We start from the raw sequence: 23,217 nt of genomic DNA, 5'->3' as shown, positions 1-23,217 counted from the left end.
CATGGAACAGAAACGCTCATCCATTCCGATGCAGGTCCAGGCGTTCCGCCGTCGGCGCTGGCGGGCCCGCTGGCCATGGGCGTTAGGCGCAGTGCTGGTTGCGCTGCTGCTGATCTGGCTCGTGTCCCGTTCGCCAGGCGAGTCCACGCCCCAAACCTCGGCGCCTGTCAGCGAGACGCAGGTGGCCGGGCCTCCTTGGCAGATGGGCAACCCGGCAGGTCGTTTCACGCTGACGCTCTACGCGGACCTCGAATGCCCGTTCTGCCGGTCCTATTTCCCTGTCCTCAAGCGTTGGGTGGCCGGCAATGCGGACGTGGCCTTGCAATGGCACCACCTGCCGTTGGCCGCGCATGAGCCGGCCGCGTCCGCCGAAGCGCGCTTGGTGGAATGCGCGGGCGAAGCCGGCGGCCATCCCGCCTTCTGGCAGGCTGTCGAGTGGGTCTATGTCCACACACACAGCGACGGCCAGGGCTTGCCCGAAGACCTGCGCCACCCCGCCCTGACGCCAGCCATCGAACAGTGCATTGCGAGCGAGCGGCCCGACGCGGCGATTCGTACCCAAACTGCGGAAGCCACGAACAGCGGCGTGACCGCCACGCCGTCGCTGCGGCTGCACGATCGCGAAACCGGCAAGGCGATCCTGCTGCAGGGCCCGATCGAGGGCGATGCCTTGCTGTCGGCCATGGACATGCTCGCGGCCGGCGATCCCGCCGCCACACCCACATCGGAAATGCCTGCCGACGTCGTCGGCGACATGCCCAGGTAGCCCCGGTCTTCAAGGCTACGGCGCAGTCCGCTGCGCTGACCACAACCCCGTTCGCCTCGCATCCTGGCCGCGAACGATCACCGCTGCCGCGGTGATGGATGCACCTTGTTCGTTCCCCAGGAGGGCTTGCCCTCCCAGGGCGAGTGCCCTCCGATCTCACCGTCTGGAGGTTCGCCATGTCTTTCGCCGTCAATGACTCCTGCCTGGAGTCGCTTTCCGCCATCGCTGCCCAACACGAGGACTGGATCATCCAGCAAGCCATCGTGCTGCTGGAGAGACGGGTCTTCAAAGCTGGACCGTGCCTCAGCCAACCGGCCGCTGTACGGGACTACCTGCGTCTGAAACTGGTCGCTGAGCCCAATGAGATATTCGCCGCTGTGTTCCTGGACAGCCTGCACCAGGTGCTGGCCTACGAGCCGCTGTTCAGGGGCACGATCAACGCGACTTCGGTCTATCCGCGTGTCGTCGTGCAGCGTGTGCTGGAGTTGAATGCCGCCGCGGTGGTCTTCGCCCACCAGCATCCTTCGGGCGTCTCCGAGCCGTCCAGCGCGGATCGCATGCTGACCCAGCAACTGCAAGCCGCGCTGGCGCTCATCGATGTGCGGGTACTGGACCACATCATCGTCGGCCAGGGTGCCCCGTTCTCCTTTGCGGAATCCGGCCTGCTGTAGCAATGGCACCGGCTCCTTGATCCACGCGGAGGCTTCGGCCTCCGCTTTTCATTGGCGCAAGACAAGCAGGTATGCGGGCAGTCCGCGATGCGCATTGTTTGTTGGGGCCGCATGGCGTTCGGCGTTTGACTATGGCCCTTGACAACTCTTGGGGGCGCTCGACATGCCAGCATCTTCATCCAGGTTCGCATCGGGCTGGCGAACCCTTGGCCTGGCCGTTGCGCTGCCGGCTTCCCTGGCCGTGTTCAGCCCGGCCAGCTTCGCCGCCGATGTGGTGATCATCACCGACAGCCGTCACCCGGTCAGGACCATGGGTGGCGAGCAGCTGATCGAGCTGGATGAAGCGCCCCGGATCGAAGCGGAGCTTTCTGCGGCGCTGCCCGCCGATCCCGGACAGGCAACAGCCATCGTGAAGCGCCGGCTGAGCCAGGGGGGCGCTGACCTCCAGCGTCGCATCGCCACCGAATACCAGGGCGTTGCCGACGCATGGAGCCTGGGCATCACCACCATTCCGGCTGTCGTGGTGGATCAGCGCTACGTGGTCTATGGCGAGCCTGACGTGGCCCGCGCCATCGCGCGCATCGAACAGCACCGGAGGGCCGAACCGTGATCCGCTCATTCGACCTTCTGCGCCGCATGCGGGCTGCCGTCACCTCCGTGCTGCTGCTCAGCGCCACGGGCAGCTACGCCCTGAACACGGCGACCATCGTGGGTTCAGTGGCTTCGCCCGATTGCCTGGAGTACCGGGTGGTGGGTATCTGCTACTGGCTCTACTGCACCTGGACCGGCTGCACGGTGCGCACGTCCGTCAAGGTCAGGCACTACATCCCCGATGCGGTGGTTTCGTCCTACTCGAACACCGGCGAGAACCCCTGGGTCGAAGTGCGCGCCATGAGCACGCCCAACCCTTCGGCCCAGGCCGGCGGGGACGGCACCACCAATGAAGATCACGAAAACAATCTCGCGAAGTTCAAGAACGCGGACGTCATCGGCCACCCCGGCGTCGAGGTGTTCAACCAGTTCGTCTCGTCCTCGGGCTATTTCTGCGAGGGCGCAGGCACGGCCTTCATGCCGTACCTGCTCAGTACGCTGGACACGCCGGCCTGGCGCTACAACGTACCGGAGATGGTGTACCCGGAGGCATTGATCCCGGGCATGCGCGAGGTCGGCGCGCGCTCGACCCTGAACCTCTGGGGCAACGTCTATCCGCGCGGCGGCTTCCTGCACCAGACGGACGACCACAAGGCCGGTGCCGTGGTGGCCCAACGGGCCGGCGATGTGGTCACGCGCCGCGGGCAGATCCACGTCTATCAGCCGCTGCTCGCCAACTCCCGCGATGGCTACTGGCCGGCCGGCGCGCTGATGGAGGGCGATGCCTCGACCGGCAAGTGGCAGGAACTCACGCCCGTCCTGTCCTCGTCCTGCACGGTCTTCCCGCGCAACGGCTTCCTGACACAGGCCCAACAAGGCGACTACGCCTGGGCGTTGTGGCGGCCCTATGCGTGCTGCGAACGCCGGGGCCAGGTGTTCCTCGGCAGCGTCGATTTCTATTGAGGGTACGGCGATGAAGCGTCCTGAACTGATGAACCCATCCGCCAAGGTTCGCCGCCCGCTGCGCCCCACGGCGCTAGCCGGCGCGCTCGCCCTGGTCTGTGGCCTCGCGTGGGCGCAGGCCGGCTTCCAGACCAGCGGCCCCGTCATCGGCGATGAGGTCATGTACTCGATCGGCGGTGGCAGTGCGGTGTCCATGGGCCGCGCCGCTGGCATGCGTTCGATCGGGGTCGGCCTGGGTTGGAACAGCAACCTCATCTGCGGCGACATGAGCATCCAGACCACGCTGCGCAATCAGCTCAATGGGATCACGAATGGGTTCCAGCAGATCATGAGCAACGTGATCCAGAGCGCGACCAGTGCCGTGGCATCGCTGCCGGCGCTGATCATCCAGCGTGCCGATCCGGGGCTGTACAACCTGCTGACCAATGGTGTGCTGCAGGCGAGGCTGGATTTCGACCGCTCCAAGCTGACGTGTCGCGCGATGGCCGAGAAGATGGCCGAGACGGCGGGCGGCCAGCTCGGATGGAGCCAGATGGCGGAAGGCATGGCGCTGCGCGATGCGGTGTCGAGCACGGATGCCGTATCGGCGATCGAGCAGGCCGAGACGCGCCGCGGCAACGACGGCGTGCCCTGGGTGGGCGGCAGCAATGCCGGCGGCGCGGGCCAGTCGGCCATCCGGGTGGTCGGTGACGTGACGCGGGCGGGCTACAACCTGGTCAACGGGCGCAGCGTGACTGACACGTCCTCCATCGCGCCCGCCAGTTGCGCGAGCCTGTCCTGCCAGACCTGGACGTCGCCGCAGCAGGCGACCGAATGGGCGACGCGGGTTCTCGGGGAACAGGTACAGCGCACGTGTGATTCCTGCACCAAGACCGAGACCGTGCCTGGCGTCGGGCTGACGCCGCTGATCCAGGAGGAGTACGAGACCAAGCTGGAGGCCTTGCAGGAACTGGTCTCTGGGACGCGCAACACGACGTTCGAGAACCTGCATGCAGCCGGCAGCACCTCGCTGCCCATTACACGCGGCGTCATCGAGGCGCTGCGCGACGAGCCAGACCAAGACCTGCTGGCGCGACGTCTCGCGTCCGAGGTCGCGTTGTCGTCCGTGCTGGAGAAGGCATTGCTGCTCCAGCGGACCCTGCTGACCGGCAAGAAGGAACCCAACGTGGCGGCCAACCAGTTGGCGGTCGAGGCCGTGAACCACGAGAGCGACACGCTCGATCAGGAGATCCGCAACCTCAAGACCGAACTTGAACTGCGGCGCGAACTGGCGAACAACTCGCCCATGGCCATCATCCAGCGCCACGGGACGCGCGCGGCCGGCTCGCGCGGCATCTACGAAGGCGACCCGGTGCCCGACCGCCTCGATCGGTTGCAGCGGGGCAACCCGGGAGGCACGCCATGAACGCGGCCTGGCTGCGCCCGCGCTGGCTTTTCAGCCGGCGCGCGGCAAAGGCGCTGCTCCTGGCGGTGGTCATCATCGCCGCGGCCGTGGGCGCCAATCTCGTCGGCATCTACCTCGTCGGCAGCGTTGCCGGCTGGGAGCGGTGGCTGGCTGCCAGCGCGGGCTACTTCCTGGTGTGGCGGCTGTGCCTGTACGGCGCGACGGTCTATGGCTGGGTCTGGATGCGCCGCCGGCTGCTGGCCCGCGAGGAAGACGCGCAAGCGCGGCGACGCCTGGTGCGCAGCGAGATCGCCGGCGTCGTCGCCATCGTGGCGCTGGAAGCCAGCCTGCTGATGCAGAGCTGAAGAGGGAGCCGCGCCATGACGCTTTTTACGACCGACTACCTGGAGTACTACCTGACGCTGGTGTCCTGGATCGTCAACAACGGCATCTGGGCGGTGCTGGTGTCGAGCGGAGTATTCGCGCTGCCGTTCGTCGCCATCATCGTGCAGGAGTGGTTGAAGGCCCGTGCGGAAGGTGCCGACGAAGGCAACAAGGGCGTGCTCTCGGCTGCGCGCATCGAGAACCGGGTCTTCGTCGCCATCGTGGTGGTGATGTTCGCTGGCATCCCGTTCATCGACGTGGACCTCAACACCATCCAGTACGACAGCTCGCGCTCGGCCCAGTGCCAGGTCAGCGTGCCGCAGCCCACGGATACCGGCTGGTCGCAGTCCTTCAGCACCATCAACAACCAGTCGGCGAAGGTGCCGGTCTGGTGGGCTTTCATGCACGCGCTCTCGCGCGCCGTCACGAGCGCCTCGGTGGCGGCGATCCCATGCGGCACGGACCTGCGGCAGATGCGCATGGAGATCGACGCGACCCGCATTGACGACCCGGTACTGGCTCAGGAAGTAGCGGATTTCTCGCGGGATTGCTATGGGCCTGCGCGGGCCAAATTGTTCATGCAGCGCCCTCAGCTTGATGAGCAGCAGATGCACGACGTGACCTGGATAGGGTCGAGGTTTTTCACGGACACGGGCGGCTACTACGACACCTACCGCTCAAGCACGCCGCGCGACGACTGGCCCTACGACAGCACCCGCGATGCGGGGCTTGCACAGGTGGGCAGCGGTGGCGGCTACCCGACCTGCAGGCAGTGGTGGGCCGATGGCGGCAATGGCCTGCGGGCACGCCTGCTGGGACAGGTGGACCCGAACCTGTTGAATCGCCTGGCAGGCTGGGCCGGGTTCCTGAGCAGGGCCGAGGTGGACGACTCGGTGATCCGCGCCATCGCGTCACCGCGGCAACAGAAATTGAACCAGGGTAGCGTCTATACGGACTATGGCGGCCAGATCGACAAGACCTTGCCGAACATCGTGACGCGGGCCACGGGAGACGTTGGGATGGCCGTCGGCGCGATTGCCGCGTTTCCCGCCATGGACGTCGTGAGACAGTCTCTGCCCATGGTCCTCGCCTTGCTCAAGATGGCGCTGGTCATCTGCATCCCGCTTGTGCTGGTCGTAGGCACCTACGATCTGAAGACGGTCGTTACCGTCAGCGTCGTGCAGTTCGCGCTCTTCTTCACGGACTTCTGGTTTCAGCTTGCGCGCTGGATCGATTCGACGATCCTGGATGCGCTCTATGGCTGGGGGTTCGGCTGGAATCGGCCGCACACCAACTTCGACCCGCTGGTGGGGCTGAACAACGCCTTCGGAGACATGCTCCTGATGTTTGTCACGGGCACGATGTTCATCGTACTGCCTACGTTCTGGATCATGGCCTTGGCTTGGGCGGGCGTTCGTGCCGGCAACGTGTTGCAAGGCCTCGCAGGAGCCACCGGAGATGCCAAGGCTGCTGGCGGAAGGGGAGGAAGCATTGCGATCAATGCAGTGTCGAAGAAGTGATCGCTGCTAGTCGTCCTCGACATGAGGATCAATGCGGAAACCGTCGTAGGTGTATAGGCCGAATCCTGCTGGTCCGTTTCGCCACTCTGGCTCGGGCAACTCCTCGCCCAAGTCGGTGTTGCGGGCCATCCAGGCAACCACCATGACGCACACCATCACCAGGGCCAGCCAGAAGGTGGTGTACAGCAGCACCCCGAGCGCAGCCAGCTTAACCATCCACACGAGCGCGGTGGCTCCAGCCGTCGGCATGCCCTTGGAAACCAACCAGTTCGACGCCCGCCGTTCACAGCGCGCGTAGGCACGCCATCCGCGGCCAAAGGCGCGGCCGAGGCGTTCTGCGGTGCTGGTGCGAGTCGTGGTGTTCATGGTCGTCTCCTACTGCTGAGGGATGCCTATTTCAGTTTGGTCCATTTCATTCTGTTTAGGGCTTCAATGTGTTCTCTTGCTGCTTCAGGACGCTTCGTCATCCGGTTCCAACGGGCCAGGGTCGGGCTCCACGCCGATGCGGTATGTAGCAACGAAACGCGGCCAGTCCACATGGTCAACGAGATCGATGTCCTCGATGACACTGACCTTCGCGCTGGCACGCTCGAACAGCGCGATGCTCTTGGCGGGATAGTTGTTGCGCGACGGATAGAGCACCCCGTCGAACAGCACCTGGCCGTCATCTCCAAGCATCGCATGCACCTGGGCCGACACCTGCTGCGTGTGCGTGTAGTCGCGGCTGGCCAACTGCTCCAGGTTCAGGCCGAAGTAGCCCGCCATGACGCCCGGCGCCGTGAGGTCGGCCAGAAGCACGTCGTCCATCACGCCCACTGCGCGCACCATCCGGCTCTGGACTTCTTTCAGCGCGATCGAGCGCTTCGTGTCCGCAAGCCACTGGTGCTTATGAAACACCGACTCCATCAGCGCCGTGGGCAGGTCGCGCCCCAGGTAGAGCACCCCGTAGGCCTGGGCCGGGTCATCGTAGCGATTGGTGCTGCTGCGGCCATAGTACAGCGGGCTGCCCCGATAGACGACGCGGCTCACATGCTGGAGCAGCTCACCGGCATCGATCAGGAACGAAGGCAGCTCGTGGCTCATGGCGATCTCGCTTCAATGCACCTGAACGCCCAGCACGTTGAACACGGCCTCGGCCACGTCGTCGATCGTGCCATGCGTCACCGCATCCACTGGCGAGCGGCCGCCCAAGCCTTCGAGCGGTTCGGACAGTGCGCGGTAGATCGTCCAAGGGTCGATGCCCTCGACCTCCTGAAGCACGGTTTGGGTCAACTGCTGCTTCACCGGGTCGAGCTGCCAGTCGGGCAGTTTCTGGCCTCGCGGCCCCACGTTCAGCGCCAGCAGCCGACGGGCGAGGATGTCCTTGTAGATCTGCTGGCGCGACTTGTCCGCCAGCTTGGCGTACTCCGCGGGCGGCAGGTTGTGCGGCTGGTTGAAGGTTTCCAGCAGCACGGCGCGGCCTCGCTGGACGTCGGTTTCAGTCGGCGCCCAGCGCGTCTCAGCGCGCAGCGCAGCCGTCTTACGCTTCAAGGCGTGCTCCACCGTTTCACCTTCGAGGTTGGCTGGCAGCTTTACCGCCTCCACGCGCTCGTGAATGAACGCCTGCAACTCGGCCGCGAAAGCCGGCGCATCCCGGATTTCGACGGTATCCGCGAAGCGGCGCACATCCTCCACGGTGACACGCGGCAGACGGTCGGCAATGAATTCAATGGCGGTGGGCATGGTCATCTCCCAGGTAGGTTTGAGACAGGACTTACTCTAGTCGCCTTTGTCGCATTTGTCAACTTTGACGCCTAGAGAGCAACCTACCTGGCGAAAACAGCGTCTCCGCAGCATAGGCCGAGGCCAGCGGCTGGTCGCCGCGCAATCCATTCGTGCGGGTTCCACATTGACGCTGGAACCGCAACCCAGGCCCCGCTATACCGAAACGGTTAAAGGCCAAAGGGCCGAAACGGCAAGGGAATGGGGTGCAAGGGGAAAGGCCCTACCTCGAAAAGGCAAAAAGGCCTCCCGGTCGGCCCGCCACAGGACACCCGCATGCTCTCCCTGTTCCAGCGAAAACGGCCCCCGGTCGCCGGCGCGCCACCGCCAGCACCCGCCACCGTCCTCCCGAAAGGGTTGATGCGGCCCGAGTCGGCCGCATCGCTGCTGGCCACCCCGCGCCGGCAGAAGCTGCTGGAGCACATTTGGCAGCGCACCTCGCTGTCGCGCAGGCAATTCGCCACGCTGTACCGAGCGCCCCTGGAACGCTACGCCGAGCTGGTCCAGGCCTTCCCGGCCTCCGAGGCGCATCACCATGCCTATCTGGGCGGCATGCTCGACCACGGCCTCGAAATCGTCGCCTACAGTCTGAAACTGCGGCAGTCCCATCTGCTGCCCATCGGCGCCAGCCCCGAAGACCAAGCGGCACAGTCCGAAGCCTGGACCGCCGCCGTCGCCTACGCCGCGCTGCTGCACGACATCGGCAAGATCGCCGTCGATCTGCACGTCGAGCTGGCCGACGGCAGCATCTGGCACCCTTGGCACGGCCCGCTGCGCCAGCCATACCGATTCCGCTACCGCGACGATCGCGAGTACCGCCTGCACAGCGCCGCGACAGGTTTGCTCTACCACCAACTGCTCGACCGTGAGGCCCTGGACTGGCTCAGCGGCTATCCGTCCCTGTGGGCACCACTGCTCTACGTCCTGGCCGGGCAGTACGAGCACGCCGGCGTACTGGGCGAACTTGTCGTGCAGGCAGACCGGGCCTCGGTGGCCCAGGAGCTGGGCGGCGATCCGGCCCGCGCCATGGCTGCGCCCAAGCACGCGCTGCAGCGCAAGCTGCTCGACGGGTTGCGCTACCTGCTCAAGGAACAGTTGAAACTGAACCAGCCGGAAGCCTCCGATGGCTGGCTCACCGACGATGCCCTGTGGCTGGTGAGCAAAACGGTCTCGGACAAACTGCGTGCGCACCTGCTGTCCCAAGGCGTCGATGGCATCCCTGCGAACAACACCGCGGTGTTCAACGTCCTCCAGGATCACGGCATGTTGCAGCCGGCGCCCGACGGCAAGGCTATTTGGCGCGCGACCATAACCAGTTCCACCGGCTGGTCCCACTCGTTCACCCTGTTGCGCCTCGCTCCTGCGCTGATCTGGGAATCTGGCGAGCGACCGACGCCTTTTGCAGGCACGGTAGCGATCGACGCGGCAGTCGCCGAAAACGACGCCGAGGCGCCGAAAATGCCGCCTGCGGCCATGGCGAAGGCAGCCCCGAACGGTCAGAAACTTCCATCTTGGGAAGGCAGTAGTACCGTCACCGCCTCACCGCCTAAGGCCCAGCCCGTGTCCGATGTCATGGAGGACATGCTGGCAATGGTGAGCACGAGCGGCTCGCCTGGTGCCGAGCAGGATGTGGAGCCGGTTGCACAGAGAAGCTACCCCGCAGACCCCAGCACTCCTATGCCAGCGACTGCCGCAGTGCTTCCTTCGCCACCACCATCTACTGCTAAACCACCCCTAACAGCAGCGCCCCCGTCAGGCGAACATTTCATGATGTGGCTGAAACAGGGAATTGCTTCGCGCCGGCTCATCATCAACGACGCAAAAGCGCTCGTGCATTCCGTGAATGACACGGCCTACTTGGTCAGCCCAGGTGTGTTCCAGCGCTACGTCCAGGAGCACCCTCATGTCGGCACGCTGGCACGGCAGGACAAGATGCCGGATTGGCAGTGGGTGCAGAAGCGCTTTGAGAAACTGGGGTTGCATCGAAAGCACGACAGCGGCTTGAACATCTGGATCTGTGAAGTCACCGGGCCGCGCAAGTCCCGGAAGCTGCATGGGTATTTGCTGATCGATGCGAATTGGTTGTTCGATGCAGTACCACCCAACAATCCTTATCTCAGAGTTACGCAAGAGATTTGAGCATGGAGTCCTACGTGGCGGTGAGATACGGTAGAGTTCGCCTTGGTAGGTTAGCGGCTAGCCAAGGTGTCCAGCACAAAGTCAGCGCGTTGCGCCACTCTGATCTTGGGCAACCGCGATACCGCATAGCCCAGCGCTGGATAGGTGCGCTGAAGCCGCTCGAATTCAGCCCGCGCTTCATCCATGCTGTGACGGCGTTCTTCGTCCTGCACATAGATTTCAGGCCACGGCGGGGCCAGAAAGATGCGCGAGTGGTAGCGATGCGACTGGGCAATCGTGTCCAGAATAGTAGTGCCGTCCAGTGCCTGGGGTGCTGCCGCCGCGTCGATCAGGCCACGGTCGAAGAACACCCATTGCGTATTGCTGCGTGGCGCATTGGCATGGTTGTCTAGCGCAAGGTCGATGGCCCCGCGCAGGAAGGCCGTCATGTCGAGCCACGGCAGGGCCTGGCCGCCCGTGCGTGTTTGTTCCTGAACGATACGCCGTCCAGGCTCCTCAATTACGGCATCCCTGGATTTCCATTCAACCCCCACAAACGAGAACGACGATCAACTATCTCCTGAAAGGCCATCAGCATCCATCAAGGCCAGCATGCCAACAATGAGTGCGTGCATGCCCTGTTGAGTTCGGCCTCCATCTCGGCTTCCTCCGTCGCACGGTCTGCATCCACGACGGGTTCCCGTTCGGCGACCGAGTACACCGTGTCGGCCACGGCAAGGCAGTGGAACGCCACGGTGGTCAACAGCCAGCGCGCATGCTCCATCGATATGCCGTAGGCCTGAGCGATGTGGCGTTGGTGGCCGACGATCTTGTCGAGCATGGGCTGGGTCGCCGCCAGACGGCGGATCACGTTGGGTACGCCTTGCCGTCGCCAAGATGCTTGGGCTTGAGCATCGGCGTCTCGTGGGCGTGCAGCACCACGTGGCGACGCAGTTCGTCATCCAGCGCCTTTACCATCGGCTGCGGTTGCGCGCCGCACGCACCGACCCACTGTGCCAGCGTCGAGCGGGCAACAGTAAGTCTGATGCTCTTTGCGCATTCAGATGAATGCATTACGCCCATACGAAATCCGAAATCAGCTCGGCCGCGCACAGCAGATGGCAGTTGTCTATGGCTGTAAATGCGCTTCCCGCAGAGCCATGTCCTCTCTCAGAATACGCTGGATCTCCAGTATCGCGGCCGCGCTCTGTTGCACGCTGTGCCCCGAAATAATGACTTTCTCGGACTGTGCGCCGGGAAGATGTGCGCTGCGATAAGGCACAAGACCGTCATCGGAATCATCGAGGGCCACTTCGGAATTGGCTTGGGCCACGATCGAGTGATAGCGCACCTGGGATGAGATGGGAAAGCCCGCCGCCGTACGCACGAACGGATCGTTTTCGTCGAGATTGTTCACGCTATTGGGAATGGTTGCCAGGCTTTCACGGCTGCTGGCGGCCGCATTGGGTGCCAGTGTATGGGCGAGTTCTTCGAGCACCGTAATGGGAAAGCGGATAAATCCCGCCATCCAGCGCCCCAGGCGTCCACCCGCGACCGATGTGCCCCGATGAGGCGCCGCGATGAAGATGGCACTGCTGACATTCGGGAAGGGCTCGAAGCGCAACATGGGATCAATGCGCCTGATCTGCTGCGGCGTCAACCGACTGTGATCCGCAGCCAATTGCACCAGCGATTGATCGGTTGACGACACCATCAACCGCGCGATGACCCCGCCCATGCTATGCCCCACCAGCACGAGGTCGGACGACGCCGGCGCTTGGCCGGATGGGTCGAAATGCGTCAGCGTCTCCCCGAGCGCCCTGCGAATCATGGCGTGGTTCAACGCGACAGGCATGTTGGTCGGGTAGTAGACCTGCCAGATCTGGTAATGCTGGCGCAGGGCCTCATCGCCCAGGATTTCGTTGGCGAGTTCCACCCAGGCTTCAGGGCTGCTGGCCAGTCCGTGCAGCATGACGATGATCCGCCTGTTCGGATCGTAGGGCTGCATCAAGTAGACGTGCGGGCGGTCGATGCCACCCTCGCGCCCGAGCAGGCTGCGCAGCGACTGGCGGTTGAAATTGGCACGGGCCAGCCATACGCCATAGCCGGCCGTGAAATTGGCCGCCAGCGGCACACGTTGGCCGCGCAGCATAATGGCCGATTCCACATAGGGGTCATGCACCGTCAGACGGGCTGTACGAGCATGCAGCACACTGTCCAAGTTGTCTCCGTCGGGATGCAGCAGAACCGTCATGGACGGCGCGGGCATCTCGCTCCAGGGCAGCGGTTGCTGATCATGTTTTGCCGCTGGGCGACCACCCCGAGATGGGACGGCGCTCAGGGACTCGTCCGGAATGACCGCCACAAGCTCGGCGCCAAAGCCGTCGCGCCGGTAGAGGCTACGCAATCCACGGAAAGACAGGGACGAGGCTGGCAGGAGTTCGGCTGGCACCGCCGTAGTGCCCGGTAAGCGCGCGCCGCGCATATCCAGCTTCAGTTCCCAGCCTGCAATGTTCCAACTGGTCTGGTCGGGCAACTGCGTCGGCATTTGTTGCCGAACTTCGAACATGCCGGTGGCCGCATGCTCGACGGCATAGTTATACCAATCCCGCACTTGGGTCTGGCGATCCTCGAAGGCCCGCTCTCCCGGAGTATGGTCACCAAGGAACAGATAAGCATAGGCATAGCGAATCGTCTCAAGCCAGGCGGCTTGCTGCGCTGAACCGGGCTTCATGGCCTGAGCCTGCGCCAGCCATAGTTCGGACAGTGCAGCCAGGCGTCTATCCGTGGCAACCCCCGTCACGGTAGCCAAGGCCTCCGCGCACTCCGAGGAGATCGGCTTTGCGCATGCCTGCTCATCCAATGCCGCCACCCTGATGGTCTGGACAGTCGCATCGCTGAGCTTGCCGCGTGTCAGGATATCGCCGCGCTTGAGTTCGATGGCCTCGCCCGCATCCAGTGTATGAACCTCAACCACTGGGCCGAACTCACGCAGGATCGAGCAGCCCCCCAGCAACAGCGGGGCAATGACGAGCCACACTGCCATGCGGCAAGACTGCTGGAACCTCATGGAGATACCTCGTCGGCCGGCACGCCTGGCACACCTTGTCGAATCGACATCGAGAAGTCGCCCCCTGATGCGTCAGAGGCCAGTGCGCGTTCGTTGATGTGTCCCAGTGCCTGCAGTTCTGCGTAGCGATGGCCGGGCGTCAATCCGTGCAGGTCATAGATATATTCCGCAAAGTGTCCGGACAGCAGCAGGCGATAGTCCATCGGTAATGCGGGCGCAATGAGCCGAGCCAGCTCGAATACGATGGTCGTGCAGTTACTGGTCAGTGTGTTGTAAAAGCGTGGTGCGCGCCGCAGTTCATTGGCCGCGTGCAGATACTCCAGAAACAACGCGCGGACATTCGCCTGACTCATCTGCAACCGATAGAGATAAACGTCCTCGCCTCGCGCATTGCTGCGCGTACGCACAATGTCTCGCTCATCGGCGGCTACCAGGATCTGCTCGAACTGACGGAAGAATCCTCCTACCGCCGAGAAGGACTCATGGCGTTCCTTGCGAATTTCCAGCGAGAACACCACGCGTTCACCGCCATCGAAGCCGAACGACACCAGGGTGTGGGCGATGTGCGGCCCCATCCAGTAGGAAAGCACCAAGTCGGCGCTGCGCAGACGATCCAGGTCGTATGTGCGGCTCTCCCACTGCGGGGTGTAGTCGGTTTCGCTGCGCCACTGGAAGTTGCGCACATTATTCAGGTGAACATGGTTGCCGTCGATCCTGGCCTCCAGCAACTGGGCGACATCGTCAGCCCATACACGCTGGTGTGACGGCTGCAGCGTCCCCCACCACATGAGCAGGGAGGCGGCTGCGATCACAAATGCGAATCCGGCGATGTTGCGATTGCGCCGCCCAAGCAAGCCCGCCCGCGACAAGACAACGGTCACACCCAACGTAGACCACATGGCAATGACGAACCATCGCACCACCGAAGGTCCCGGCATCTGATGCCACAGAGCCAGCGCACCCCACACAGTCAGCAGCAGTACCACAAAGCCGATCGCCAAGCCTGCAAGGGCGCGCAGGACTCTGTGCATCACTCCGCTCATTGAGGCTGCAAAAGCTCAAGCAACAGTTGCCGGTGCGCATCCCGTAACTGCACCAGCGAGATGGAAGGATTCCCCTTGGACAGCATCGAGGAACTCAGCCACAGCACTGCGGGCGCGAGCGCCAACGGGAAGAAGTGTTCGGTCAAGACGCCTGGGCGAATGACGCCTCGGCGTATGTTGCGGTGGATGATGGTCTGCGCCCGCTCTTTCAGCCCGAGCGCAACTTCGTTGTGCCAACGCTGCACCAGCTCTGGAGTTCGGGCGCTTTCGGCCAGAAGCAGCCGGTAGATCGACATCGTGGCAGGGGAGCTGAAGGTCGCGTACAGGCGATCCAGGTAGACATCTACCAGCTCTGGCAACGTCAGATCCTCATCCGGGAGCCAGCCCTGGAAATCGCAAATCTGCTTCGTCGTACGTTCGAGCAAGGCGTGAAAAATTTCTTCCTTGCTTTTGAAGTGGGCATAGATGCCAGCCTTGGACAAGCCCGCGCATTCCGCCAGGCGCTCCATCGACACTGCGTTGTATGTCCGATCCGCGAATTCGACCAGGGCCGCGTCGAGTATTTCCTCTTTCCTGGCGGCAGAGGACAGGTAGCGGCGCTTGTTGTCTGGCGCGTCATCTTTCTTGGGTGGCATTCAAAGGCTCTGTTCAAAGATCTGAGGGGTGTTCCCATGGGCCTGTCACCGGCTCTACCAAGAATCAGGGCCTTCCTTGAACCCAAGCCGGCAGCTCGAATTGACCTGCGTCAATGACCGACGAGCCCGCTGATTGCGGTTCTTGGATTGTAACGTATAATTGAAAATAACCATCCAGTTGTTTGTTTTCAGATTTCACAATGCAGATCAACACAGGGCGCGAGTGAACCCGGCACATCGGGTTACGACACAGGAAGAGCGCCCTATCAACCAGCCGGGGAACACGGGGATGCACATATCAACAAGGAGATGAAGTGGGCTTGACAGCACTTGCAAGCAAGAAAGTAGGGCCTGCGGACACCAGCCACGAACCCCGCATTGCGGGGGTGGCAGCCATTCCCTCCTCTGCGACCAGACCCTCTTCAGCCCGATACCTGTACGGAACGTGACCATGCTCCCAACTTCCCCGTTGTTTCCCGCGTTCAGATTGCGCGCTGCCTCGTTGGCCCTGAGCGCCGTCGTCTTGACCGGCTGCATGTCGCTCGCTCCGGCGCCAGACACCCCGCCATTGCCCGTGCCCGAAGCCTGGCCCGCGCATCTTGGATCAGGCACCGACGGCGCCCACGCGGGAGAGCTTGCCTGGCAGGCGTACTTCACCGACCCCCTGCTGCAACGCCTCATCGAGACTGCGCTGGAAAACAACCGCGACCTGCGCGTGGCCGCGCTGCGCGTCGAGGAAGCCAGCGCCACATTCCGCATTCAGCGCTCGGATCGTTTTCCTGCCATGGGCGTGGGCGCCCAAGGTGGACGCGCGCGGGTCCCTGGCGACCTGAACATGTCGGGCCGATCGCAGGTGGGCGGCGAGTACCGGGCCGAGGTGGGTTTGACCACCTGGGAACTGGATCTGTGGGGTCGGATCCGCAACCTGGAAGACGCCGCCCTGCAAGCTTGGCTGGCTTCCGACGCGGCTCGCCAGGCCGTCCATTTGGCGCTGATCGCCCAGGTGGCAGACGGCTATCTTGGCCTGCGCGAGATCGACGAACGCGTGGCGATCGCGCGGCAAACCGTGACCACCCGCGAGGAGTCCTATCGCATTTTCCGGCGCCGCGTCGAAGTCGGCTCGACCTCGAAGCTGGATCTCACACAGGTCCAGACCCTGCTGAACCAAGCTCAGGCGCTGCTGACGCAGCTTGAGCAGGCTCGCACCACGCAACTGCACGCCCTGGCACTGCTGGTAGGCGCTGATCCCGGCCCGCTGCCCGCCAAGGCACCCTTCGATGAAACGACGGTTCTGGCTGAGCTGCGGGCCGGTCTGCCTTCGGAGCTGCTGGTCAGTCGCCCGGACATCATTTCCGCCGAACACCAATTGCGTGCCAGCAATGCCCACATCGGCGCGGCCCGCGCGGCGTTTTTGCCGCGCATTGCGCTGACCGGCAGCTTCGGCACGGCCAGTTCCGATCTTGACGGCCTGTTCGATTCCGGCAGCCGCGCCTGGACCTTCATGCCTACCTTGTCGCTGCCCATCTTCGATGGCGGGCGGCGGCGCGCAAACTTGGAACTGAGCGAGGTGCGCCGCGACATCGCCGTCGCCGGATACGAAAAAACCATTCAAACGGCCTTCCGCGAGGTGGCCGATGCGCTGAGCGCAAAGCACTGGCTGGCTGAGCAGTTGACGATCCAGAGAGCCAACCTGGAAGCGCAAAGCGAACGCGCACGCCTGGCCAAGTTGCGCTACGACAACGGCTCGGCCGCCTTCTTGGAAGTGCTGGATGCCCAACGCGATCTGCTGGGAGCCCAGCAACAACTGGTACAGGCGCGCCGCGCGCTGCTGTCCAGCCAGGTGGCGCTGTATGCCGCGCTCGGCGGCGGCACCCTCGCCGCAGCCGGCGAGGCACAGGGTGCGGCCTCGACTCCCGCTTCCACCCCATCAACCCGTTAAGGCACGCCGAACCCATGACTGTCTCCCCCTCTCTCAAGAAAAAACTCCTGGTCGCTTTCGCTGCAGCGGTTGTTGCCGCGCTGGCCTGGTGGAGCTGGACGAGGTTTACCGACAGCGGCCCGGGCGAAGGATTCGTCAACGGCAATGGCCGCATCGAAGCCACCGAGATCGACGTGGCCACCAAACTTCCCGGCCGCATCGAAGACATCCTGGTGCGTGAAGGCGATTTCGTCACAGCCGGCCAGCCACTGGCCAAGATGCGGCTGGAAACGCTGGAAGCGCAGCGCGACGAGGCCCTGGCCATGCGTCAGCAGGCTGAGCATTCGGTGACCGCGGCGCAGGCACAGGTGGCGCTGCGTGAAGCCGACGTGACTGCCGCCTTGGCTCTGGTTGGTCAGCGCGAGTCCGAACTGGACGCCGCGCAACGGCGCCTGACACGCTCCAGCACGCTGTCGAGTGAGGGAGCCGCCTCGATCCAGGAACTGGACGATGACCGGGCGCGCGTACGGGGCGCCCAAGCGACCCTCGCGGCCAGCAAGGCACAGGCCGCCGCTGCCCGCGCCGCGGTCGAGGCCGCCAAGGCGCAGCTCGTCGGCGCGAGGTCCAGCGTGTCCGCTGCCACGGCCAGCATCAACCGCATCGAAGCCGACATACGCGACAGCGAACTGCGCTCGCCGCGTGACGGTCGGGTGCAGGTGCGGGTGGCGCAACCCGGCGAGGTGCTGGGATCGGGCGGACGCGTCCTGAATCTTATCGACCTGTCGGACGTCTACATCACCTTCTTCCTGCCCGAGACCGTGGCCGGCCGCGTCGCGCTGGGCTCGGAGGTTCGCATCATTCTGGATGCCGCGCCCGAGTATGTGATTCCAGCCACCGTTTCCTTCGTCGCCAGCGCAGCGCAGTTCACCCCCAAGACGGTGGAAACCGCCAGCGAGCGACAAAAGCTGATGTTTCGCGTGCGCGCGCAGATTTCGCAGGAGCTGCTGCGTGAGCACCTGAACCAGGTCAAGACCGGTCTGCCCGGCGTAGCCTGGGTCAAGCTCGACGCCAAGGCCGAGTGGCCTCAGAACCTCTCCGTTCGTGTGCCGGAGTAAGATATGAGCCACAGCGCGCAGCTCGCGACCGTTGCAAGTGTCCGCCAGGTAAGACTGCGCTACCGCGACGTCATTGCCTTGGATGGCATTGACCTGGACATCCCCGCTGGACGGATGGTCGGTCTGATCGGCCCCGACGGCGTGGGCAAATCCAGTCTGCTCTCATTGCTGGCGGGTGTGCGCATCATCCAGGAGGGCACGGTCGAGGTGCTGGGTGGCGACATGGCCAGCAAGGCCCATCGCAAGCAGGTATGCCCGCGCATCGCCTACATGCCGCAGGGACTGGGCAAAAACCTGTATCCGACGCTCTCGGTCGAGGAGAATCTGCAATTCTTCGCGCGCCTGTTCGGTCATGGCGCCGCAGAGCGCCGCCAGCGGATCGACGAACTGACTCAGGCCACTGGCCTGTTCAAATTCCTGGAGCGCCCGGCAGGCAAGCTGTCCGGGGGCATGAAGCAAAAACTCGGCCTGTGCTGCGCGCTGATTCATGACCCGGATTTTCTGATTCTCGATGAGCCGACGACTGGCGTGGACCCGCTGGCGCGCGCGCAGTTCTGGGATCTGATTGACCGTATCCGCGCCGATCGCCCCGGCATGAGCGTGATTGTGGCCACGGCCTACATGGATGAGGCCCAGCGCTTCGACTGGCTGGCCGCCATCGACGACGGCAAGGTCCTCGCCACCGGTACGCCGAAGGAATTGCTGGAGACAACAAACAGCCCGAACCTGGAAGAGGCATTCATCCGCCTGCTCCCGGAAGAGAAAAAGCGCGGACACCAAGCGGTTGTCATTCCGCCTCTGCCTGAGGACGGCGCGGACGATATCGCCATCGAAGCCGAGGGGCTGACCATGCGCTTTGGCGACTTCGTTGCTGTCGACAGTGTCTCCTTCCGTATCCGGCGCGGTGAGATCTTCGGCTTCCTCGGTTCCAACGGGTGCGGCAAGTCCACGACGATGAAGATGCTCACCGGCCTGCTGCCGGCGAGCGAGGGCCGGGCCTGGCTGTTCGGCCACGAAGTGAACCCGCATGATCTGGGCACCCGCCGCCGCGTCGGCTACATGTCCCAAGCGTTCTCGCTCTACAGCGAAATCACGGTACGCCAGAACCTGGAGTTGCACGCCAAGCTGTTCAGCGTGCCCCCGAAGGACATTCCGGGCCGCGTCGAAGAGATGGTGGAGCGCTTCGGCCTGGTGGAAGTCATCGACAGCTTGCCGGCCAGCCTGCCTCTGGGCATACGCCAGCGCCTGTCGCTGGCAGTCGCCATGGTGCACAAGCCCGAACTGTTGATTCTGGACGAGCCGACCTCCGGGGTCGATCCAGTAGCGCGCGATGCATTCTGGCGGCTGCTCATCGAGCTGTCACGTCGCGACCGGGTGACGGTCTTCATTTCCACCCACTTCATGAACGAGGCCGAACGCTGCGACCGCATGTCAATGATGCATGCGGGCAAGGTGCTCGACAGCGACGTGCCCGCCAAGCTGGTCGAGAAGCGCGGCGCTAAAACCCTCGAAGAGGCCTTCATCGGCTACCTCATCGAGGCGGAGGGCGGCACGGTCGCTCCCGCCGGCCCCACCGAGGCCGCCAATACGGCGATTCAGACGCCAGCGACACACACTGAGCACATCGGGCACAACGCTGAAGGCTTCAGCCTGCGCCGCATGCTCAGCTATCTGTGGCGCGAAGCACTGGAACTGCAGCGCGATCCGGTGCGCGCCACCCTGGCGCTGGGCGGTTCGCTGCTCCTGATGTTCGCGATCGGCTTCGGCATCACCTTGGACGTCGAGGACCTGAGCTATGCGGTGCTCGATCGCGACCAAACCACGCTCAGCCAAAGCTACACGCTGAACCTGGCCGGCTCGCGCTACTTCACAGAGCACCCGCCTATCGTCGATTACGAGGATCTCGACCGGCGCATGCGCAGCGGCGAACTGTCATTGGCCATCGAAATCCCCGCTGGCTTTGCCCGCGATGTGTTGCGGGGCCAGAACGTGCAGATCGGTGCGTGGCTCGACGGCGCCATGCCGCAGCGCGCCGAAACCGTGCAGGGCTACGTTCAGGGCATGCACCAGCACTGGCTGCTGGTACAGGCCAGCGAGCGCGGCGGCGCCAGCGCAGCAGGCAATGCGAGCGTCGAGACGCGCTTTCGCTACAACCCCGATGTCAAGAGCCTGCCGGCGATGGTGCCCGCCGTGATTCCCCTGTTGCTGCTCATGCTGCCGGCGATGCTGACCGCGCTGGCGGTGGTGCGCGAGAAAGAGACAGGCTCGATCACCAATCTGTACGTGACGCCGGTGACGCGCATCGAGTTCCTGCTTGGCAAGCAACTGCCCTATGTCGGCCTGGCCATGATGAACTTCCTGCTGATGAGCCTGCTCGCGGTCACCATCTTCGGTGTGCCGGTCAAGGGCAGCTTCTTGACCCTGGCGCTGGCCGCGCTGATCTTCTCCTTCGCCGCGACAGGCATGGGGCTGCTCGCCTCGGCCGTCACGCGCAGCCAGATCGCGGCCATGTTCTTCGCCATGATCGGCACCCTGATTCCGGCCACCCAGTTCGCCGGCCTGATCGATCCAGTGTCCTCGCTCGAAGGCTCCAGCAAGTTCATCGGCGAGATCTACCCCGCCACGCACATGATCTCCATCAGCCGTGGCGTTTTCAGCAAAGCGCTCGGCTTGCCCGACCTGACATGGCCGCTGTGGTCGATGCTCCTGTCGGTTCCGGTGATTCTCGGCGCGGCCGTTTTGCTACTCAAAAAGCAGGAACGCTGAGATGCGCAGACGAAACCTGGCCAACATCTACCAGCTCGGTGTCAAGGAGCTATGGAGTCTTTGGCGCGATCCGATGATGATCGTGCTCATCGTCTACGTGTTCACCGCGTCGGTCTATACCTCGGCCACGTCCATGCCGGAGACGCTGCACAACGCGCCCATCGCCATCGTCGATGAAGACAATTCGGCGCTTTCCCAACGGATTGCCTCGGCGTTCTACCCGCCGCAGTTCACGCCACCGGCCATGATCGACTATGGAAGCGTAGATCCGGGCATGGATGCCGGGCAGTACACCTTTGCCCTGGTCATTCCGCCCAACTTCCAGCGCGACGTGCTGGCCCGGCGCTCGCCTGCGTTGCAGCTCAACGTTGACGCTACCCGCATGAGCCAGGCATTCACGGGCAGCGGCTACATTCAGCAGATCGCCATCGGCGAGGTCAATGAGTTCGTCAAGCGCTATCGCGGGGCTGAGCCACTGCCTGTGGATCTCGCATTGCGTGCGCGTTTCAATCCATCGCTAGACAAGGCCTGGTTCGGCTCGGTGGTGGAGATCATCAACAACATCACACTGCTGTCCATCATTCTGACAGGCGCGGCGCTGATCCGCGAGCGCGAGCACGGCACCATCGAACACCTGCTGGTGATGCCCGTGACTCCCGCCCAGATCATGCTCTCCAAGGTCTGGTCGATGGGCCTGATCGTGCTGGTCGCCGCCTTCCTATCCCTCAATCTCATGGTGCGCGGCGTCCTGGGCGTGCCCATCGATGGCTCCATTGCGCTGTTCTTCGCCGGCGCGGCGCTCAGCCTGTTCGCCACCACGTCGATGGGCATCTTCATCGCCACCCTGGCGCGCAACATGCCGCAGTTCGGCATGTTGATGATGCTCACCATCATGCCGCTGCAGATGCTCTCGGGGGGCATCACGCCGCGCGAAAGCATGCCCGAGATCGTGCAGAACATCATGCTGATCGCGCCCACCACCCATTTCGTGGAACTGAGTCAGGCCATCCTTTACCGGGGCGCGGGCCTGGAGACGGTATGGCAGCCCTTCCTGGCGCTGGCCTTGATCGGCGCGGTGCTGTTTTTCCTGTCGCTGGCACGCTTTCGCAAAACGATCGGCCAGATGGCCTGATCGTTTGACCGCACGAGTGGGCACTCAACCCAGTAAGGAGTTTGACCATGAGCAATGAAACCATCCCTCCCAACCTGTTCAAGGCGAACCTGGAACTGCAGCTGCGCCTCCAACGCCTGATGCAGGAAAACGGCCAGCAATGGCTGGAGAACGCCGCGCGCGCGGGCAAAGACGGCATTGCCGAGTCCGGCGCGGAAATCGAAAGCCTGCTTAAGGCGGAGAACTGGCAGGAACTGGCCACGCTGCCCGCACAAACCTTCTGGCGTCAGTTTCAGCACCACGTGGGCGGCGCGCAGGCGCTGACACAAGTCGCGATCAAGAACCAGACCACCTTCACCCAAGGCCTGCAAAAAGCCATTCAAGACTGGCAGAAATCGGTTACGCAGGCCGTAGGCCAGGGCGATGCGGTACTCCCGTTCCAGGATATTTTCAAACAGTGGGGAGCCGTGTGGGCCTCGGCACAGGACAAGGAGGCACCGGGCAAGACCGGTGGCCGCAATGCCGGCTGAACAACGCACCGCCCTGGTCACGGGCGGCAACGGTGGCCTGGGCGAGGCCATCGCCCGGGCCTTACACGATGCTGGCCATACCGTGATCGTCGTCCACTCGCCAGGCAATGCCAGCATCGGCGCGTGGTTGGAAGCCCAGGCGGGTGAAGGTTACAACTTCATCGCCTACGGCGCGGATGTGGCCGACCATGCCTCCTGCCAGGAGCTGGCCGGCCTCATTCAAGCAGACGGTCACCACATCGACATTCTGGTCAACAACGCGGGCATCACGCGTGATGCTACGTTCCGCAAGCTGAGCTACGCCGATTGGGATGCGGTCCTGCGGGTCAATCTCGACTCCGTTTTCAACGTCACCCGGCCATTCATCGACGGCATGCTCGAACGCGGCTGGGGCAGGATCGTCAACATCTCCTCGATCAACGGCTCCAAGGGGCAGTTCGGCCAGACCAACTACTCCGCCGCAAAAGCCGGGATGCATGGATTCACCAAAGCCCTCGCGCAGGAGGTGGCGCGCAAGGGCGTGACGGTCAACACCGTCTCGCCGGGGTATCTGGATACGAAGATGGTGACGAGCATGTCGGAGGAAGTGGTCAAGCAGGTGATTGCCGGTATTCCCGTGGGTCGTCTGGGACGGCCTGAGGAAATCGCTGCACTGGTTGCATTCATCGTCAGTGAATCTGCGGGGTTCATGACCGGCAGCAACGTGTCGATGAATGGTGGCCAGCACATGTACTGAGTGAGGAAGGGCCGGCAAGACGATGTGCCTGCGGCCCCTTTTCATTCAATTTTTCAGTTTCATCATAGACGGAGTGCCCATCGCCATGAATCGAGACACCACGACATCACCAACGGCCGCTTGGGGGCAGTTGCT

Annotated in this window: 22 protein-coding genes and 1 pseudogene; 14 read left to right on the top strand and 9 right to left on the bottom strand. The window is 63.7% G+C overall.

Going from position 1 to position 23,217, the window contains the following annotated elements:
• The first annotated feature begins 1 nt into the window (after position 1).
• From BV908_RS15745 to BV908_RS15715, 7 genes are all read left to right on the top strand, one after another.
• Positions 2-766: a thioredoxin domain-containing protein gene (locus BV908_RS15745; RefSeq protein ID WP_003050104.1), complete on the top strand. Its 765-nt coding sequence runs from the start codon at positions 2-4 to the stop codon at positions 764-766.
• 176 nt (positions 767-942) lie between these two features.
• Positions 943-1,437, top strand: coding sequence for a JAB domain-containing protein (locus BV908_RS15740; protein WP_003050103.1), 495 nt, complete (start codon positions 943-945; stop codon positions 1,435-1,437).
• Between the two features lie 163 nt (positions 1,438-1,600).
• Positions 1,601-2,047, top strand: coding sequence for a TIGR03757 family integrating conjugative element protein (locus BV908_RS15735; protein ID WP_003050101.1), 447 nt, complete (start codon positions 1,601-1,603; stop codon positions 2,045-2,047).
• Positions 2,044-2,991 carry a TIGR03756 family integrating conjugative element protein gene (locus BV908_RS15730; protein ID WP_003050097.1) on the top strand — a complete coding sequence of 316 codons (948 nt, stop codon included), beginning with the start codon at positions 2,044-2,046 and terminating at the stop codon, positions 2,989-2,991. Before BV908_RS15735 ends, BV908_RS15730 begins: the two co-directional genes overlap by 4 nt.
• 10 nt (positions 2,992-3,001) lie before the next feature.
• On the top strand, positions 3,002-4,396 hold the full coding sequence (locus BV908_RS15725) for an integrating conjugative element protein (protein ID WP_003050095.1): 1,395 nt from the start codon (positions 3,002-3,004) through the stop codon (positions 4,394-4,396).
• Entirely contained in the window at positions 4,393-4,740 is a 348-nt protein-coding gene (locus tag BV908_RS15720) for a hypothetical protein (RefSeq protein ID WP_003050094.1), read from the top strand. The genes BV908_RS15725 and BV908_RS15720 overlap by 4 nt, the downstream gene beginning before the upstream one ends.
• A 15-nt stretch (positions 4,741-4,755) precedes the next feature.
• The gene (locus BV908_RS15715) at positions 4,756-6,279 is read left to right on the top strand and encodes a conjugal transfer protein TraG N-terminal domain-containing protein (protein ID WP_003050092.1); all 1,524 of its coding nucleotides are present in this window, start codon (positions 4,756-4,758) and stop codon (positions 6,277-6,279) included.
• A 6-nt stretch (positions 6,280-6,285) separates the two neighbouring features.
• Here BV908_RS15715 and BV908_RS15710 read toward each other — a convergent pair whose 3' ends face one another.
• The 3 genes from BV908_RS15710 to BV908_RS15700 form a co-directional block, all read right to left on the bottom strand.
• Positions 6,286-6,645, bottom strand: a complete 360-nt coding sequence (locus BV908_RS15710) for a DUF3742 family protein (protein WP_003050090.1) — start codon at positions 6,643-6,645, stop codon at positions 6,286-6,288.
• Between the two features lie 84 nt (positions 6,646-6,729).
• Positions 6,730-7,362, bottom strand: coding sequence for an RES family NAD+ phosphorylase (locus tag BV908_RS15705; protein ID WP_003050087.1), 633 nt, complete (start codon positions 7,360-7,362; stop codon positions 6,730-6,732).
• 12 nt (positions 7,363-7,374) lie between these two features.
• Positions 7,375-8,001, bottom strand: coding sequence for a hypothetical protein (locus BV908_RS15700; protein ID WP_003050085.1), 627 nt, complete (start codon positions 7,999-8,001; stop codon positions 7,375-7,377).
• A 315-nt stretch (positions 8,002-8,316) separates the two neighbouring features.
• On the opposite strand from BV908_RS15700, the gene mobH reads away from it, so the two are divergent.
• Complete coding sequence (gene mobH, locus BV908_RS15695; RefSeq protein ID WP_003050081.1) at positions 8,317-10,179, top strand: MobH family relaxase; 1,863 nt, start codon at positions 8,317-8,319, stop codon at positions 10,177-10,179.
• 50 nt (positions 10,180-10,229) lie between these two features.
• Here the strand turns inward: mobH and BV908_RS15690 are convergent, their stop codons facing one another.
• The 6 genes and pseudogenes from BV908_RS15690 to BV908_RS15670 all read right to left on the bottom strand — a co-directional run bounded on the left by BV908_RS15690 (position 10,230) and on the right by BV908_RS15670 (position 14,906).
• A complete protein-coding gene (locus BV908_RS15690) occupies positions 10,230-10,712 on the bottom strand; it encodes an AAA family ATPase (RefSeq protein ID WP_013520789.1) in 483 nt (160 codons plus the stop codon).
• A gap of 47 nt (positions 10,713-10,759) precedes the next feature.
• Positions 10,760-11,029 (bottom strand): hypothetical protein, encoded by a 270-nt coding sequence (locus BV908_RS15685; RefSeq protein ID WP_003050070.1) that lies wholly within the window; start codon positions 11,027-11,029, stop codon positions 10,760-10,762.
• Positions 11,030-11,061: 32 nt separating this feature from the next.
• Positions 11,062-11,241: pseudogene (locus BV908_RS22230) on the bottom strand (transposase); the annotation flags it as partial.
• 46 nt (positions 11,242-11,287) lie between these two features.
• A complete protein-coding gene (locus tag BV908_RS15680; RefSeq protein ID WP_246867523.1) occupies positions 11,288-13,204 on the bottom strand; it encodes an alpha/beta fold hydrolase in 1,917 nt (638 codons plus the stop codon).
• A 20-nt stretch (positions 13,205-13,224) separates the two neighbouring features.
• On the bottom strand, positions 13,225-14,259 hold the full coding sequence (locus BV908_RS15675) for a DUF4105 domain-containing protein (protein WP_103738605.1): 1,035 nt from the start codon (positions 14,257-14,259) through the stop codon (positions 13,225-13,227).
• Positions 14,260-14,267: 8 nt separating this feature from the next.
• Positions 14,268-14,906 carry a TetR/AcrR family transcriptional regulator gene (locus BV908_RS15670; RefSeq protein ID WP_103738602.1) on the bottom strand — a complete coding sequence of 213 codons (639 nt, stop codon included), beginning with the start codon at positions 14,904-14,906 and terminating at the stop codon, positions 14,268-14,270.
• A 451-nt stretch (positions 14,907-15,357) separates the two neighbouring features.
• Here BV908_RS15670 and BV908_RS15665 point away from each other — a divergent pair, with 451 nt between their 5' ends.
• From BV908_RS15665 to phbB, 6 genes are read left to right on the top strand one after another with little or no spacing between them, the layout of a single operon-like run.
• Positions 15,358-16,845, top strand: coding sequence for an efflux transporter outer membrane subunit (locus BV908_RS15665; RefSeq protein ID WP_103738601.1), 1,488 nt, complete (start codon positions 15,358-15,360; stop codon positions 16,843-16,845).
• A 14-nt stretch (positions 16,846-16,859) separates the two neighbouring features.
• Positions 16,860-17,939 (top strand): efflux RND transporter periplasmic adaptor subunit, encoded by a 1,080-nt coding sequence (locus tag BV908_RS15660; RefSeq protein WP_103738600.1) that lies wholly within the window; start codon positions 16,860-16,862, stop codon positions 17,937-17,939.
• Between the two features lie 3 nt (positions 17,940-17,942).
• A complete protein-coding gene (gene rbbA, locus BV908_RS15655) occupies positions 17,943-20,705 on the top strand; it encodes a ribosome-associated ATPase/putative transporter RbbA (protein WP_103738599.1) in 2,763 nt (920 codons plus the stop codon).
• Between the two features lies 1 nt (position 20,706).
• Entirely contained in the window at positions 20,707-21,837 is a 1,131-nt protein-coding gene (locus BV908_RS15650) for an ABC transporter permease (RefSeq protein ID WP_103738598.1), read from the top strand.
• 47 nt (positions 21,838-21,884) lie between these two features.
• On the top strand, positions 21,885-22,346 hold the full coding sequence (locus BV908_RS15645) for a phasin family protein (RefSeq protein WP_003296526.1): 462 nt from the start codon (positions 21,885-21,887) through the stop codon (positions 22,344-22,346).
• A complete protein-coding gene (gene phbB / locus BV908_RS15640) occupies positions 22,336-23,082 on the top strand; it encodes an acetoacetyl-CoA reductase (protein ID WP_103738597.1) in 747 nt (248 codons plus the stop codon). Before BV908_RS15645 ends, phbB begins: the two co-directional genes overlap by 11 nt.
• Positions 23,083-23,217: the final 135 nt, after the last annotated feature.

It is taken from the genome of Diaphorobacter sp. LR2014-1 (genome assembly GCF_002916785.1).
Taxonomy (GTDB): Bacteria; Pseudomonadota; Gammaproteobacteria; order Burkholderiales; family Burkholderiaceae_C; genus Diaphorobacter; species Diaphorobacter nitroreducens.
Note: the sequence above shows the minus strand (reverse complement) of the source record. Positions and strands in the feature narration are given on the sequence as shown.

Coding starts and splice junctions, on each gene's coding strand:
- BV908_RS15705 (WP_003050087.1), bottom strand. CDS start 7,362: ATGAGCCACGAGCTGCCTTCGTTCCTGATCGATGCCGGTGAGCTGCTC.
- BV908_RS15700 (WP_003050085.1), bottom strand. CDS start 8,001: ATGCCCACCGCCATTGAATTCATTGCCGACCGTCTGCCGCGTGTCACC.
- rbbA (WP_103738599.1), top strand. CDS start 17,943: ATGAGCCACAGCGCGCAGCTCGCGACCGTTGCAAGTGTCCGCCAGGTA.
- BV908_RS15735 (WP_003050101.1), top strand. CDS start 1,601: ATGCCAGCATCTTCATCCAGGTTCGCATCGGGCTGGCGAACCCTTGGC.
- BV908_RS15665 (WP_103738601.1), top strand. CDS start 15,358: ATGCTCCCAACTTCCCCGTTGTTTCCCGCGTTCAGATTGCGCGCTGCC.
- phbB (WP_103738597.1), top strand. CDS start 22,336: ATGCCGGCTGAACAACGCACCGCCCTGGTCACGGGCGGCAACGGTGGC.
- BV908_RS15680 (WP_246867523.1), bottom strand. CDS start 13,204: ATGGCAGTGTGGCTCGTCATTGCCCCGCTGTTGCTGGGGGGCTGCTCG.
- BV908_RS15650 (WP_103738598.1), top strand. CDS start 20,707: ATGCGCAGACGAAACCTGGCCAACATCTACCAGCTCGGTGTCAAGGAG.
- BV908_RS15710 (WP_003050090.1), bottom strand. CDS start 6,645: ATGAACACCACGACTCGCACCAGCACCGCAGAACGCCTCGGCCGCGCC.
- BV908_RS15745 (WP_003050104.1), top strand. CDS start 2: ATGGAACAGAAACGCTCATCCATTCCGATGCAGGTCCAGGCGTTCCGC.
- BV908_RS15660 (WP_103738600.1), top strand. CDS start 16,860: ATGACTGTCTCCCCCTCTCTCAAGAAAAAACTCCTGGTCGCTTTCGCT.
- BV908_RS15740 (WP_003050103.1), top strand. CDS start 943: ATGTCTTTCGCCGTCAATGACTCCTGCCTGGAGTCGCTTTCCGCCATC.
- BV908_RS15720 (WP_003050094.1), top strand. CDS start 4,393: ATGAACGCGGCCTGGCTGCGCCCGCGCTGGCTTTTCAGCCGGCGCGCG.
- BV908_RS15725 (WP_003050095.1), top strand. CDS start 3,002: ATGAAGCGTCCTGAACTGATGAACCCATCCGCCAAGGTTCGCCGCCCG.
- BV908_RS15715 (WP_003050092.1), top strand. CDS start 4,756: ATGACGCTTTTTACGACCGACTACCTGGAGTACTACCTGACGCTGGTG.
- BV908_RS15670 (WP_103738602.1), bottom strand. CDS start 14,906: ATGCCACCCAAGAAAGATGACGCGCCAGACAACAAGCGCCGCTACCTG.
- BV908_RS15675 (WP_103738605.1), bottom strand. CDS start 14,259: ATGCACAGAGTCCTGCGCGCCCTTGCAGGCTTGGCGATCGGCTTTGTG.
- BV908_RS15645 (WP_003296526.1), top strand. CDS start 21,885: ATGAGCAATGAAACCATCCCTCCCAACCTGTTCAAGGCGAACCTGGAA.
- mobH (WP_003050081.1), top strand. CDS start 8,317: ATGCTCTCCCTGTTCCAGCGAAAACGGCCCCCGGTCGCCGGCGCGCCA.